The sequence below is a fragment of the Haemophilus haemolyticus genome (assembly GCF_003351405.1).
In the GTDB taxonomy this organism is placed as follows: Bacteria; Pseudomonadota; Gammaproteobacteria; order Enterobacterales; family Pasteurellaceae; genus Haemophilus; species Haemophilus haemolyticus_N.
Genome location: NZ_CP031240.1, coordinates 816,572 through 829,520, shown reverse-complemented (window position 1 = coordinate 829,520; position 12,949 = coordinate 816,572). Strand labels below are relative to the sequence as shown.

Annotated in this window: 13 protein-coding genes, 3 tRNA genes and 1 pseudogene; 7 read left to right on the top strand and 10 right to left on the bottom strand. The window is 39.0% G+C overall.

All coding sequences use genetic code 11. From position 1 onward, the window contains the following. A complete protein-coding gene (rpsG, locus tag DV427_RS04110; protein ID WP_005626581.1) occupies positions 1-471 on the bottom strand; it encodes a 30S ribosomal protein S7 in 471 nt (156 codons plus the stop codon). A gap of 157 nt (positions 472-628) precedes the next feature. Next, on the bottom strand, positions 629-1,003 hold the full coding sequence (gene rpsL, locus DV427_RS04105) for a 30S ribosomal protein S12 (protein ID WP_005543325.1): 375 nt from the start codon (positions 1,001-1,003) through the stop codon (positions 629-631). A gap of 275 nt (positions 1,004-1,278) precedes the next feature. Between rpsL and DV427_RS04100 the strand changes: the two genes are divergently transcribed. Beyond that, complete coding sequence (locus tag DV427_RS04100; protein WP_162790259.1) at positions 1,279-2,655, top strand: chloride channel protein; 1,377 nt, start codon at positions 1,279-1,281, stop codon at positions 2,653-2,655. Between the two features lie 11 nt (positions 2,656-2,666). Then, positions 2,667-3,656, top strand: coding sequence for a tRNA dihydrouridine(20/20a) synthase DusA (dusA, locus tag DV427_RS04095; RefSeq protein WP_114891399.1), 990 nt, complete (start codon positions 2,667-2,669; stop codon positions 3,654-3,656). 48 nt (positions 3,657-3,704) lie between these two features. On the opposite strand, the gene DV427_RS04090 is transcribed toward dusA, so the two are convergent. Together DV427_RS04090 and trpS are read right to left on the bottom strand one after the other, a co-directional pair. Continuing rightward, a complete protein-coding gene (locus DV427_RS04090) occupies positions 3,705-3,995 on the bottom strand; it encodes a YfcZ/YiiS family protein (RefSeq protein WP_114891398.1) in 291 nt (96 codons plus the stop codon). A gap of 20 nt (positions 3,996-4,015) precedes the next feature. Beyond that, positions 4,016-5,020, bottom strand: coding sequence for a tryptophan--tRNA ligase (gene trpS / locus DV427_RS04085; RefSeq protein ID WP_114891397.1), 1,005 nt, complete (start codon positions 5,018-5,020; stop codon positions 4,016-4,018). A 128-nt stretch (positions 5,021-5,148) separates the two neighbouring features. Between trpS and hflD the strand changes: the two genes are divergently transcribed. The 5 genes from hflD (at position 5,149) to glmU (ending at position 9,877) form a co-directional block, all read left to right on the top strand. Beyond that, positions 5,149-5,766, top strand: a complete 618-nt coding sequence (hflD, locus tag DV427_RS04080) for a high frequency lysogenization protein HflD (RefSeq protein ID WP_114891396.1) — start codon at positions 5,149-5,151, stop codon at positions 5,764-5,766. Positions 5,767-5,788: 22 nt separating this feature from the next. After that, on the top strand, positions 5,789-7,159 hold the full coding sequence (gene purB, locus DV427_RS04075; protein ID WP_114891395.1) for an adenylosuccinate lyase: 1,371 nt from the start codon (positions 5,789-5,791) through the stop codon (positions 7,157-7,159). A 271-nt stretch (positions 7,160-7,430) separates the two neighbouring features. Then, positions 7,431-7,922, top strand: coding sequence for a 50S ribosomal protein L10 (rplJ, locus tag DV427_RS04070; RefSeq protein WP_005658710.1), 492 nt, complete (start codon positions 7,431-7,433; stop codon positions 7,920-7,922). A 54-nt stretch (positions 7,923-7,976) separates the two neighbouring features. Next, positions 7,977-8,348 carry a 50S ribosomal protein L7/L12 gene (rplL, locus tag DV427_RS04065; RefSeq protein WP_005626607.1) on the top strand — a complete coding sequence of 124 codons (372 nt, stop codon included), beginning with the start codon at positions 7,977-7,979 and terminating at the stop codon, positions 8,346-8,348. Between the two features lie 158 nt (positions 8,349-8,506). Further along, positions 8,507-9,877 carry a bifunctional UDP-N-acetylglucosamine diphosphorylase/glucosamine-1-phosphate N-acetyltransferase GlmU gene (gene glmU / locus DV427_RS04060; RefSeq protein WP_114891394.1) on the top strand — a complete coding sequence of 457 codons (1,371 nt, stop codon included), beginning with the start codon at positions 8,507-8,509 and terminating at the stop codon, positions 9,875-9,877. 39 nt (positions 9,878-9,916) lie between these two features. Here the strand turns inward: glmU and DV427_RS04055 are convergent. The 6 genes and pseudogenes from DV427_RS04055 to asd all read right to left on the bottom strand — a co-directional run bounded on the left by DV427_RS04055 (position 9,917) and on the right by asd (position 12,902). Further along, positions 9,917-10,228: pseudogene (locus DV427_RS04055) on the bottom strand (DUF5389 family protein). Between the two features lie 96 nt (positions 10,229-10,324). Further along, positions 10,325-10,401: transfer RNA gene (locus tag DV427_RS04050), tRNA-Arg, on the bottom strand. A 55-nt stretch (positions 10,402-10,456) separates the two neighbouring features. Next, positions 10,457-10,533, bottom strand: a tRNA-Arg gene (locus DV427_RS04045). 20 nt (positions 10,534-10,553) lie between these two features. Then, positions 10,554-10,648: transfer RNA gene (locus DV427_RS04040), tRNA-Ser, on the bottom strand. Positions 10,649-10,763: 115 nt separating this feature from the next. Next, positions 10,764-11,708 carry an alpha/beta fold hydrolase gene (locus DV427_RS04035; RefSeq protein ID WP_114891393.1) on the bottom strand — a complete coding sequence of 315 codons (945 nt, stop codon included), beginning with the start codon at positions 11,706-11,708 and terminating at the stop codon, positions 10,764-10,766. Positions 11,709-11,786: 78 nt separating this feature from the next. Further along, a complete protein-coding gene (asd, locus tag DV427_RS04030) occupies positions 11,787-12,902 on the bottom strand; it encodes an aspartate-semialdehyde dehydrogenase (protein WP_114891392.1) in 1,116 nt (371 codons plus the stop codon). Between the last annotated feature and the right edge of the window lie 47 nt (positions 12,903-12,949).

Below are 12,949 nucleotides of genomic sequence, written 5' to 3'. Positions count from 1 at the left end.
TTACCAACGGTAGTGAGCAAATGCTTTGTTAGCTTCAGCCATACGGTGAACGTCTTCACGTTTTTTCACTGCTGCACCCTTGTTATCAGACGCATCTGATAATTCGTTTGCAAGACGTAAAGCCATTGATTTATCACCGCGTTTACGTGCAGCTTCAACGATCCAACGCATACCTAATGCGTTACGACGTACTGGACGTACTTCAACCGGTACTTGGTAAGTAGAACCACCAACACGACGAGATTTAACCTCAACAGTTGGACGTACGTTTTCAAGTGCAACTTCAAACGCTTCTAAAGGCTCTTTACCTGTGCGTTGTGCTAAAGTTTCTAAAGCACCATAAACGATTGATTCAGCAACGGATTTTTTACCGTCTACCATGATTACATTAATAAATTTTGCAAGTAATTCTGAACCGAACTTCGGATCTGGAAGAATCTTGCGTGCTTCAACACTACGACGACGTGGCATTGCGAATTTCTCCGTATTTTAATCTTCAGGATATCCAAAACCCATCAGCAATATTTCTCTTTGAGAAAATTTGCAGCGCAAAGCGCTTTTTGACTGGAGTTTATGGTTTAAATTGTTTTGCTAATTTAGACGTTTGGCCTTACTTAACGGAGAACCATTAAGCTTTAGGGCGTTTAACGCCGTATTTAGAACGACCTTGTTTACGATCTTTAACGCCTGCGCAGTCTAATGCACCGCGTACTGTGTGGTAACGCACACCCGGTAAGTCTTTAACACGACCACCACGGATTAATACAACACTGTGCTCTTGAAGGTTGTGACCTTCACCACCGATATAAGAAGTTACTTCAAAACCGTTAGTTAAGCGGATACGACATACTTTACGTAACGCTGAGTTTGGTTTTTTAGGAGTTGTAGTATATACACGAGTACATACACCACGTTTCTGCGGGCAAGCCTCTAATGCAGGAACGTTGCTTTTTACAACCTTTTTCACACGCGGTTTGCGTACTAGCTGGTTGATAGTTGCCATTAAAAAAGCTCCAGTTTAAATGTTATTCAATAATAGAATGTTGTTCAAAAAATCTACTTCCATACAGAAATAGACGGCGAATTTTAATCGTTCTGAGGTTTGTTGTCAATAATTAAACAGCGCCAAAGATCCGTGAAAGGATCTTTAGTTGTGTACAAAAAACGCTTCCAAAATTCACCGCACTTTTTCTTTTTCATTCAAAATGCCAAACCAATTGCCCCAGCGAAATGACAGTTTTATAATTTCTACTTAATTAGTATTAAATTACAATCATTATGTTACGCTCGCTCAAATTTCACTTACGCTATTTCTTCCATAAAAAGCTACGCCAAACACACAGAATTTCCCACAAAAGTTTAGAATTTATCTGCCTAATTATAGGTGCAACATTTGTCTCACTCTTTTCATTTGGCTTTGCTAAATTATCCGATCTTGGCCTAGAATTAAACGCTCATTGGTCATCTCAATATCCTATTGCAGTTTGGTTTGTGTTACCCCTAGGCATGGCTTGCCTGACTTGGTTTACGAAAAAATATACTCCCTATGTTGGAGGAAGCGGTATTCCGCAAGTCATTGCATCAATTAATCTTCCTCATAGTAGCTATAAAACCAAATTAGTTGAATTCAGCCAAACTATTTGGAAAATTCCTCTTACCTTTCTGGCTATGCTTATCGGTGCATCTGTTGGGCGTGAAGGTCCATCAGTACAAGTTGGCGCAGCTGTCATGCTGGCGTGGGGGAATTATTGTAGAAAACATAATTTAGCATTTAGAGGATTAAGCACCAATGAATTACTTGCCACAGGTGCAGCGGGTGGACTTGCTGCTGCCTTTAATGCCCCTTTGGCTGGGGTGATATTTGCGATTGAAGAACTTGGACGTGGCGTAATGTTACGTTGGGAACGACGCGTATTGATGGGGGTATTAGCTGCTGGTTTTATTCTTGTCGCGATTCAAGGAAACAGCCCTTATTTTCCACGTTATCAAGGAGCAACATCTGTTTCTTATCTCTATCTTTGGCTTGCAATTTGTGGAGTGGTTTGTGGCATTCTAGGTGGCATATTTGGACGATTATTAGCAAAAGGTATCGCAGGATTATCACCTGAAAAATGGCGAGGCTGGGTTCGCCAACATCCTATTTATATTGCTTTATTATTGGGTTTAGTGCTTGCCGCACTCGGCAGTTACACTCATGGACAAACTTATGGTACTGGCTATGAGGTTGTTGCGCGCGCTTTAGAAGGACAAGCCATAGAGCCTGAAATTGGCATCCTTAAACTTTTGGCAACGGTGGCTACTTATTGGAATGGTGTTGCCGGTGGTATCTTTACCCCATCACTGACAACAGGCGCAGGCATTGGCGCAATGCTGTGGGATATCAGCGGAGGGATGGTCGATCAACGTTTTTTGGTGATTTTATGTATGGCGGCATTTTTAGCTGGCGGCACACAATCGCCAGTTACCGCCAGTGTTGTTGTAATGGAAATGACAGGTGCACAACCCGTTCTCATTTGGATCTTGATTTCCAGCATTATTGCATCCATAATCTCGCGCCAATTTAGCCCAAAACCATTTTACCACTTTGCTGCAGGCCGTTTTCGCCAGCAAATGCAAGCTCGCCAAGCCGAAGAATTACGCAGCAAAACCGAATAAGAGAAATAAAAATGCCTCAAAATCTACCGCACTTTTACCGCGGCCGTTTTTCTGTTGCGCCAATGTTAGATTGGACAACACGCCATTGTCGTTATTTTCATCGCCAATTTTCAAAGCATGCGTTACTTTACACTGAAATGGTCACAGCGCCTGCGATTATCCATGCCAAATACGATCACTTGGATTTTGATTTACAAGAAAATCCCGTTGCGTTACAGCTGGGAGGAAGCGATCCGGAACAACTCAAATATTGTGCAAAACTTGCTGAGGAACGAGGATATCACGAAATTAATCTTAATGTAGGATGCCCTTCTGATCGCGTACAAAATGGAATGTTTGGCGCTTGCTTAATGGCTAAGGCAGATCTGGTTGCAGACTGTGTAGAACAAATGCAAAGTGCGGTCAAAATTCCAGTCACTGTGAAAACCCGTATTGGAATTGATGAATTAGACAGCTATGAATTTTTATGTGATTTTATTGAGAAGGTTCAAGCAAAAGGTTGCCAAGAGTTTATTATCCACGCACGAAAAGCTTGGCTTTCAGGGCTAAGTCCTAAAGAAAATCGAGAAATTCCGCCATTAGATTATACTAGAGTGTATCAACTAAAACGTGATTTTCCACATCTAACTATCGCAATTAATGGCGGCATAAAAACCATTGAAGAAATGAAGCAACATTTGCAATATGTGGACGGCGTGATGGTTGGGCGAGAGGCCTATCAAAATCCAAGTTTACTTGGGCAAATTGACCAAGCCTTATTTGATCCTAACGCACCAATTGTTACCGCTCATGAAGCGGTACAATCAATGCTTCCTTATATTGAACAACAACTTAGCCAAGGCATACACCTTAATCATATCGTCCGTCATATGTTAGGCGCATTCCAAAATTGCAAAGGTGCTCGCCAATGGCGACGCTATTTAAGCGAAAATGCGTTTAAACAAGGTGCAGGAGTTGAAGTAGTTGAAACCGCCTTAAGCTTTGTAGAAAACGAATCCTAAAAAACAAAATAAGCCGCAAAAGTGCGGCTTATTTTTCAGCTATTTTTCTTACGCAATACGCATTTGAAAAATCACCAATTCAGCTTGGCAACAGAAAGTGAAATCTGCCTTTAATAAATAGTCACCATTCACTTTTGTAATTTCAGATTGAATTTCACAAGGTTCACTTTCTACATCACGCGCTTTCTGAGTAAAAAATGCGAGCGCTTCTTGCGCTTGTTCCTCACTGTCATAAACATATTCAATAACCTGACTACAATCACGATTATCGAAAAGTGATTTCATATCAAATGTGTTACAACCTACACATTCAATCGGTTTTTCAGTTTGAATTGCCATAATATTATCCTTTTATTCTGTTATTTTGCGGCAACGAAACCCACTGCTTCGTACACTTTCGCCAAGGTTTCTTGCGCTTTTGCACGAGCTTTTTCCGCTCCTTGTCGTAAGATATTATCTAATAAAGCTTCATCATTACGATATTGATGGAAACGTTCTTGTAAACCAGCAAGTAAAGTTGATACTTCATCCGCTACTGCTGTTTTTAAATGTCCGTACATTTTACCTTCAAATTCTTTTTCAAGATCAGCAATTGGCTTATCCGTAACCGCAGAAAGAATATCTAAAAGATTGGATACCCCCGCTTTATTTTGCACGTCATAACGAACAACAGGTGGCTCATCTGAATCTGTTACGGCACGTTTAATTTTCTTCGCCACAGATTTTGGATCTTCCAAAAGTGTCACTACATTGTTGCGGTTATCATCTGATTTTGACATTTTCTTTTCAGGATCTTGCAATGACATAATACGCGCACCTGCTTTTCCAATGAAAATTTCAGGAATAGTGAAAATATTGCCATAAAGCGCATTAAAGCGATTTGCAATATCACGCGTAATTTCTAAGTGTTGTTTTTGGTCATCGCCCACAGGCACGCTTTTTGCTTGATAAAGTAAAATATCCGCCGCCATTAACACAGGATAATCAAACAAACCCACGTTAATATTTTCTGCATAACGCGCAGATTTATCTTTGAATTGGGTCATTCGGCTCATTTCACCGAAATAAGTGTAGCAGTTTAACACCCAGCCTAATTGCGTGTGTTCTGGAACATGAGATTGAACAAAAATAGTACTTTTATTTGGATCAATTCCGCATGCCAAATAAAGTGCAAGCACATCAAGCGTTGCTTTACGAAGGGCAATAGGATCTTGACGCACAGTGATCGCATGTAAATCAACTACGCAGAAAATACATTCATAATCATCTTGCATTTTCACCCAGTTGCGCAACGCACCCAAATAATTTCCGATAGTTAATTCACCAGAAGGCTGCACGCCACTAAAAACAATTGGTTTTGCCATAATCAATCCTTAATACCTTAAAACTGTTCGCACATCATACCAGAAACTCTATGCTTTTTTAATGTTCGAGTTCAAAAGCTAGGTTAAAAATGCTATATTTAACGGAAACGTTTTCCTAATATTTCCTAATGAAAAACTACCACGATATTGTTCTTGCCCTTGCTGGAGTGTGCCAATCAGCAAAATTGGTTCATCAACTTGCAACAGAAAGTCGAGCAGATTCAGATACATTTTTAACCGCACTTAATAGCCTTTTTATTACCCAACCACAACGAATCGAAGATGTTTTTGGTGGCGAAGTTCGTCATTTAAAATTAGGTCTAGAAACCTTAATTCATCAGCTCAATGCGCAAGGCGATCAAAATTTAACTCGTTATTGGTTAAGCCTTTTGGCATTAGAAGGTAAATTATCGAAAAATCCCAATGCCAAACAAACATTAGGCAATCGAATTTCTCGCCTAAAAGAACAGGAAATTCATTACGCTCGCGATAGTGAAACAATGCTATCTATTATGGCAAATATTTACAGCGACGTTATTAGCCCATTGGGCAAAAAAATTCACATTCTAGGCTCGCCTGATTATTTGCGACAAGAACTCGTGCAAAATAAAATTCGTGCAGTTTTACTTGCAGGCATTCGCTCTGCCGTGCTGTGGAAACAAATGGGCGGAACAAAATGGCAAATTTTATTTTTCCGCAGAAAATTACTTGCCACCGCAAAACAGATTTATTCTTCTATTTATTAATACAATTCTGGAGCAAACATTTATGCAACTCTCTACACTGACCGCACTTTCCCCTCTTGAGGGGCGTTATCAAGATAAAGTAACTCCATTACGCGCTATTTTTAGTGAATTCGGGTTAATGAAATTCCGTGTAGCTGTGGAAGTTCGTTGGTTACAAAAATTAGCTTCAACGACAGAAATTACTGAAGTGCCGCCATTTTCTACGCAAGCAAATGCTTTTTTAGATGGAATTGTGGCTAACTTTAATGAGACAGATGCTGCGCGTATTAAAGAAATTGAACGCACAACCAATCACGATGTGAAAGCCGTTGAGTATTTCCTGAAAGAGAAAATTCAAAATGAACTGGAACTAGTGAACGTTTCCGAATTTATTCACTTCGCTTGCACCTCAGAAGATATTAACAACCTCTCTCACGCATTAATGTTAAGCACCGCTCGTGACGAAGTGATTTTACCTGAATGGAAAAAACTGATTGATGAAATCACTCGTCTTGCAGAAGAATATAAAACGATTCCATTACTTTCTCGCACACATGGCCAACCAGCTTCCCCAAGCACAGTGGGCAAAGAAATGGCGAATGTCGTTTACCGTCTAAAACGTCAATTTAAACAACTTCAGAACGCGGAAATCTTAGGTAAAATCAATGGTGCGGTAGGTAACTACAATGCGCATTTATCGGCATATCCTAATATTGATTGGCATAAATTCAGCGAAGAATTTGTCACTTCATTAGGTATTCAATGGAATCCTTATACCACGCAAATTGAGCCGCACGATTACATCGCTGAATTTTTTGATGCTGTAGTACGCTTTAATACCATTATCATTGATTTTGATCGTGATTTATGGGGATACATTGCATTAAATCACTTTAAACAACGAACTATTGCTGGCGAAATTGGTTCTTCTACCATGCCACATAAAGTCAATCCAATTGATTTTGAAAACTCAGAGGGCAATCTAGGATTAGCAAATGCAGTGATGACCCATTTAGGTCAAAAACTACCAATTTCTCGCTGGCAGCGTGACTTAACGGATTCAACCGTATTACGTAATTTAGGCGTAGGATTAGGTTATTGTCTGATCGCTTATGCTTCAACACGCAAAGGCATTAGTAAACTTGAAGTAAATCAACTGCACTTATTAGAAGAACTCAATCAAAACTGGGAAGTTTTGGCTGAACCAATTCAAACCGTAATGCGCCGCTATGGAATAGAAAAACCTTACGAAAAATTAAAAGAATTGACGCGAGGTAAACGAGTGACAGAACAGGCTATGCGTGAATTTATTGATAAGTTGGATATTCCACAAGAAGAAAAATTACGTTTACAAAAATTAACACCCGCTACTTATATTGGGGCTGCAGTGGAATTAGTAGAGAAACTATCATAGGAATTTGGCTCTTTTTCCAACAATATTCTTTACAAGAACATAGCTTTTCTCTATAATCCTGCGCCTGTGTTAGTCAGTCTAACAAATTTCTGGTTGGTGCTTGACCTATTCAAGCCCCATCCAAGACCGTAGGGGAGTGATCTTAATTATCCTACGTAGATGGTGAACAGAATAAGAATTTTTCTTGCTTCTGGGCGCCGAAGTCATCCTAGTCTTAGGATTAGGTAAATTAATTCCGAGTAATCGGAGTGTATTCAGGAGCTAAAAGCCAATGGCATTAAATCTTCAAGACAAACAAGCAATTGTTGCTGAAGTAAATGAAGCAGCCAAAGGTGCACTTTCAGCAGTAATCGCGGATTCTCGCGGTGTAACTGTTGAGAAAATGACTGAATTACGTAAATCAGCACGTGAAGCTGGCGTTACAATGCGTGTAGTTCGTAATACTTTATTACGTCGCGCAGTTGAAGGCACAGATTACGAATGCTTAAAAGATACGTTTGTAGGTCCAACACTTATCGCGTTCTCTAACGAACACCCGGGCGCAGCTGCTCGTTTGTTCAAAGAGTTTGCTAAAGCAAACGATAAGTTTGAAATTAAAGGTGCAGCCTTTGAAGGTAAAATCCAAGATGTTGAATTCTTGGCAACATTACCAACTTACGAAGAAGCGATTGCACGTTTAATGGGCACAATGAAAGAAGCTGCAGCAGGCAAACTTGCTCGCACCCTCGCGGCATTACGCGACAAATTACAAGAAGCAGCTTAATCATTAAGCGTTTCTTACTTAATTTAACTTTATTTATTTTAGGAATTGATTGTTATGTCATTAACTAACGAACAAATCATTGAAGCGATTGCTTCAAAAACTGTAACTGAAATCGTTGAATTAATCGCAGCGATGGAAGAAAAATTCGGTGTTTCAGCAGCGGCAGCAGTAGCAGCAGCTCCAGCAGCAGGCGGCGCAGCGGCAGCAGAAGAAAAAACTGAATTCGACGTAATTCTTGCAGCAGCTGGTGCTAACAAAGTAGCAGTAATCAAAGCAGTACGTGGTGCAACTGGTTTAGGCTTAAAAGAAGCTAAAGATTTAGTTGAATCTGCTCCAGCAGCATTAAAAGAAGGTGTTTCTAAAGAAGAAGCTGAAGCACTTAAGAAAGAATTAGAAGAAGCTGGTGCACAAGTAGAAGTTAAATAATTTCTCTTTTAACCACTTTAAAATTCAGAAAACCGATGGGAAACTATCGGTTTTTTCCTATCTAAAAAGCCATAACTTCCTTAATTTAAAAACTTATCATCTTCTCCTTTCTACGATAAAATATCTCCCATTATTATTGATAAATAAAGAGAAAATCTATGACTACAAAAGCATTAAGTGCGGTAATTTTAGCAGCCGGAAAAGGAACGCGTATGTATTCCGATTTACCAAAAGTTCTACATACAATAGCTGGTAAACCAATGGTAAAACATGTAATTGATACTGCACATCAATTAGGCGCAGAAAATATTCATTTGATCTATGGCCACGGTGGAGACTTAATGCGTACCCATCTTGCAAATGAACAAGTAAATTGGGTATTACAAACAGAACAACTTGGCACAGCACATGCAGTTCAACAAGCAGCACCTTTCTTTAAGGATAACGAAAATATTGTTGTGCTTTACGGCGATGCACCATTAATAACTAAAGAAACATTAGAAAAATTAATTGAAGCGAAACCAGAAAATGGCATTGCATTGCTTACCGTAAATTTAGATAACCCAACAGGCTATGGACGAATTATTCGTGAAAATGGGAATGTTGTAGCAATTGTAGAACAAAAAGATGCAAATGCAGATCAACTAAATATTAAAGAAGTAAATACTGGCGTTATGGTATCTGATGGTGCAAGTTTCAAAAAATGGCTAGCTCGTGTAGGCAATAATAATGCTCAAGGCGAATATTACTTAACGGATCTTATTGCTCTCGCAAACCAAGATAATTGCCAAGTTATTGCTGTACAAGCAACAGATGTCATGGAAGTTGAAGGTGCAAATAATCGCTTACAATTAGCCGCACTTGAACGTTATTTCCAAAATAAACAAGCCTCAAAATTATTACTTGAAGGCGTAATGATCTACGATCCAGCTCGTTTTGACCTACGTGGAACATTAGAGCATGGAAAAGATGTGGAAATCGACGTTAATGTTATTATCGAAAGTAGTGTTAAACTCGGCGATCGCGTAAAAATTGGCGCAGGTTGCGTATTAAAAAATGTTGTTATTGGCAATGATGTAGAAATAAAACCCTATTCTGTGCTAGAGGATGCTGTAGTGGGAGAAAAAGCCGCAATTGGTCCATTTTCTCGTTTACGCCCAGGTGCGGAACTCGCAGCTGAAACACATGTCGGTAACTTTGTAGAAATTAAAAAATCTACCGTTGGTAGAGGGTCTAAAGTAAATCACCTAACCTATATTGGCGATTCAGAAATCGGCTCAGATTGTAATATTGGTGCGGGTGTCATCACCTGTAACTACGATGGCGCAAATAAATTTAAAACGATCATCGGTGATGATGTATTTGTGGGATCTGATACACAATTAGTCGCGCCAGTAAAAGTCGCAAATGGCGCAACTATTGGTGCTGGGACAACAATTACACGCGATGTAGGTGAAAATGAGTTAGTGATTACACGAGTTCCTCAGCGTCATATTCAAGATTGGCAACGACCAACAAAGAAAAAGTAAAATAGCATAAAAAATCCTACGTTTTATCGTAGGATTTTTTTATAAACCAATTTTACAAATCGTAATTAAAGCTGTATAAAAAATGACCGCACTTAATACCAATAATTTAAAAGCCAATTTTGGCTTTCTCTAATGTAAGCGATATAAAATTCGAGCTACCACCGCAAGAATAATAGGATAAATCCAAAAAAATATTGAGAATAAATTAACTTGCCAAGTTTCCAAGTTAGGATTTTTATCAAATGTCGTGGAAAGCAACAGAGCCATCGGACATAACAATACAGGGGCACAAAAAATAGCTAATCCCCAGGTAAATAAACTAAAACCACGAGGCAAAGATTGTCTTGTCATAATTTAAAATTTTACGAATAATTGATAATTACAATATAACAAATACTGTGATTATTAGAAAGCAAGTAGAAATCAATAGACTTGAATAAAATGAAATGGCGCACCCGAAAGGATTCGAACCTTTGACCGCTCGGTTCGTAGCCGAGTACTCTATCCAGCTGAGCTACGGGTGCGTAGATGATGCTTTAATTATTCATAACCACTTTATAAGATAGAGTCGCTTTAAAATGGCGCACCCGAGAGGATTCGAACCTCTGACCGCTCGGTTCGTAGCCGAGTACTCTATCCAGCTGAGCTACGGGTGCAGAATAAATAAAACAAACAATGGCGGTGAGAGAGGGATTCGAACCCTCGATGGAGCTTTTTAACCCCATACTCCCTTAGCAGGGGAGCGCCTTCAGCCTGCTCGGCCATCTCACCACAATCGGTGTGAGCGGTATAATACGTTTTTTAGAAAATATGTCAAACCATTTTTTGAAAAACACACCTGTTTGAATATTTTATCTACACATTAAATATATTATTGAATAAAAATCTACTCATTATTCAAAAATACTAAAATCTTAGATATTGTTTCCTGTCTCAATTCATCTTGCTCAAATAACACCTCATGTTTAGCGTTCAATACAACTTTGCATTGAGCATTCGGAAAAAGTGCGGTTAATTTTTCAAGATTTTTGTTATCTACGATTTTTTCTTTTTCGGCTTGTAAAATTAGGATTGGAATTTCAATCTTAGGAATAACTTTCGGCAAACGTTTAATTGCATTCAAACACAAATGTACCCAACGGAACGTTGGTCCGCCAAGATGAATTGCTGAATTCTTACGATTGACACGATTCATCCATTTCATTCTGGTTTTACAGAAACTTAGTTCATTGTATTCCAAGTGGGCTTGTTGATAAGGCCCTTTACCAAAAACATAACGCTCGCCTTGCCCTAACATATTCATCAGGACAATAATCAGTTCATCTCTAATAGGGTGTTTTGAGGGAATGCCGTAAAAAGGTGAAGAAAGCACGGCTTTATTAATGCGATGATCACAATTCGCCAAATAATACGTTGTAATCAATGCGCCCATTGAATGAGCAAGCAAATGCTGCGTTGAATAGCTGAAAAGTGCGGTTACTTTTTCGATGATTTTCGCCATATCATCGACATAGAAACGAAATTCGTCTAAATGCCCTTTTTCAGAATCCTTCAACAAATGGGTTGAATAGCCTTGACCACGGTGATCAAATAGCAACACATCATAGCCTTGATAATAAAAATCATAAGCTGGCTCTGACCATTTCAACATATTTTCAGCACGGCCATTCACTAAAATCATCAATTTTCTATCCGCACTTTTTGCGTGGATTAAATGACGATAAGCGATTTGAACATTATTTTTGCCAGTGAAATATTGCGTTGAAAATTGATTAAAAAAAGGTAACAGTTTGGTAAAGACAAATTGAGTAAAGTAGGATTCTCGATTCATAAGTTTTTAGATGGGATACATCAACGCATACAAAAGAAAGAAAAAGTGCGTGAGATTTTACTTCACGCACTCTGCCAATTATGCTACCAATTGTTTTAAGATACGGCGAACTGGCTCTGCCGCGCCCCATAATAATTGGTCACCCACAGTAAAGGCAGCCAAATATTCAGGGCCCATTGCCAATTTACGTAAACGACCAACTGGTACGCTTAATGTACCCGTTACTTTAGCTGGCGTTAATTCACGCAATGTGGTTTCTTTGTCGTTTGGAATCACTTTTACCCATTCATTATGTGATGCAATAATTTGTTCAATTTCTTCTAATGGCAAATCTTTTTTCAATTTAATGGTGAACGCTTGGCTATGGCAACGTAAGGCACCGATACGCACACATAAACCATCCACAGGAATTGGATTGTCGCTTAAACCTAAAATTTTGTTGGTTTCTGCATAACCTTTCCATTCTTCTTTAGTTTGTCCTGTTTCAGGAAGAAGTTTATCAATCCAAGGAATTAAGCTACCGCCTAATGCTGCACCGAAGTTTTCGGTTGGGAAGCGATCAGAACGCATTTCTGCTGTCACTTTACGTTCAATATCTAAAATTGACGAAGCAGGGTCTTTTAATTCACTAGAAACCGCTTGTTCTAATAAACCCATTTGTGAAAGTAATTCACGCATATTTTTTGCGCCAGCACCTGAAGCCGCTTGATAAGTTGCGACAGAAATCCATTCCACCAAATCTTTTTCAAATAAACCACCGATAGCCATCAACATTAAGCTCACGGTACAGTTACCACCTACGAAAGTTTTAATACCTTTTTTCAAGCCTTCAGAAATCACGTGTTGGTTTACCGGATCAAGCACAATAATTGCATCATCTTTCATGCGTAGTGCAGAAGCGGCATCAACCCAATAACCGTCCCAACCTGTTGCTTTTAATTTTGGATAGACTTCATTGGTGTAATCTCCTCCTTGGCAAGTCACGATAATGTCTAATTTTTTGAGTTCTTCAATATCGAATGCATTTTTAAGTTCGCCTGCATCCTTGCCACCAAATACAGGGGCTTTTTGACCTGCTTGTGAAGTTGTAAAAAATACAGGATTAAGATTTGCAAAATCATTTTCCTGCGACATACGATCCATTAATACGGAACCCACCATTCCGCGCCAGCCGATAAAGCCTACATTTTTCATTATTGTTTCCTTAGTTTGTTGTGTTTGAATAGAATTATTAATTACAA

Bases quoted from the DNA above. Each gene is read 5' to 3' on its own strand.
- rpsG (WP_005626581.1), bottom strand. From the start codon at position 471: ATGCCACGTCGTCGTAGTGTTGAAGCACGCAAGATTCTTCCAGATCCG.
- rpsL (WP_005543325.1), bottom strand. From the start codon at position 1,003: ATGGCAACTATCAACCAGCTAGTACGCAAACCGCGTGTGAAAAAGGTT.
- DV427_RS04100 (WP_162790259.1), top strand. From the start codon at position 1,279: ATGTTACGCTCGCTCAAATTTCACTTACGCTATTTCTTCCATAAAAAG.
- dusA (WP_114891399.1), top strand. From the start codon at position 2,667: ATGCCTCAAAATCTACCGCACTTTTACCGCGGCCGTTTTTCTGTTGCG.
- DV427_RS04090 (WP_114891398.1), bottom strand. From the start codon at position 3,995: ATGGCAATTCAAACTGAAAAACCGATTGAATGTGTAGGTTGTAACACA.
- trpS (WP_114891397.1), bottom strand. From the start codon at position 5,020: ATGGCAAAACCAATTGTTTTTAGTGGCGTGCAGCCTTCTGGTGAATTA.
- hflD (WP_114891396.1), top strand. From the start codon at position 5,149: ATGAAAAACTACCACGATATTGTTCTTGCCCTTGCTGGAGTGTGCCAA.
- purB (WP_114891395.1), top strand. From the start codon at position 5,789: ATGCAACTCTCTACACTGACCGCACTTTCCCCTCTTGAGGGGCGTTAT.
- rplJ (WP_005658710.1), top strand. From the start codon at position 7,431: ATGGCATTAAATCTTCAAGACAAACAAGCAATTGTTGCTGAAGTAAAT.
- rplL (WP_005626607.1), top strand. From the start codon at position 7,977: ATGTCATTAACTAACGAACAAATCATTGAAGCGATTGCTTCAAAAACT.
- glmU (WP_114891394.1), top strand. From the start codon at position 8,507: ATGACTACAAAAGCATTAAGTGCGGTAATTTTAGCAGCCGGAAAAGGA.
- DV427_RS04035 (WP_114891393.1), bottom strand. From the start codon at position 11,708: ATGAATCGAGAATCCTACTTTACTCAATTTGTCTTTACCAAACTGTTA.
- asd (WP_114891392.1), bottom strand. From the start codon at position 12,902: ATGAAAAATGTAGGCTTTATCGGCTGGCGCGGAATGGTGGGTTCCGTA.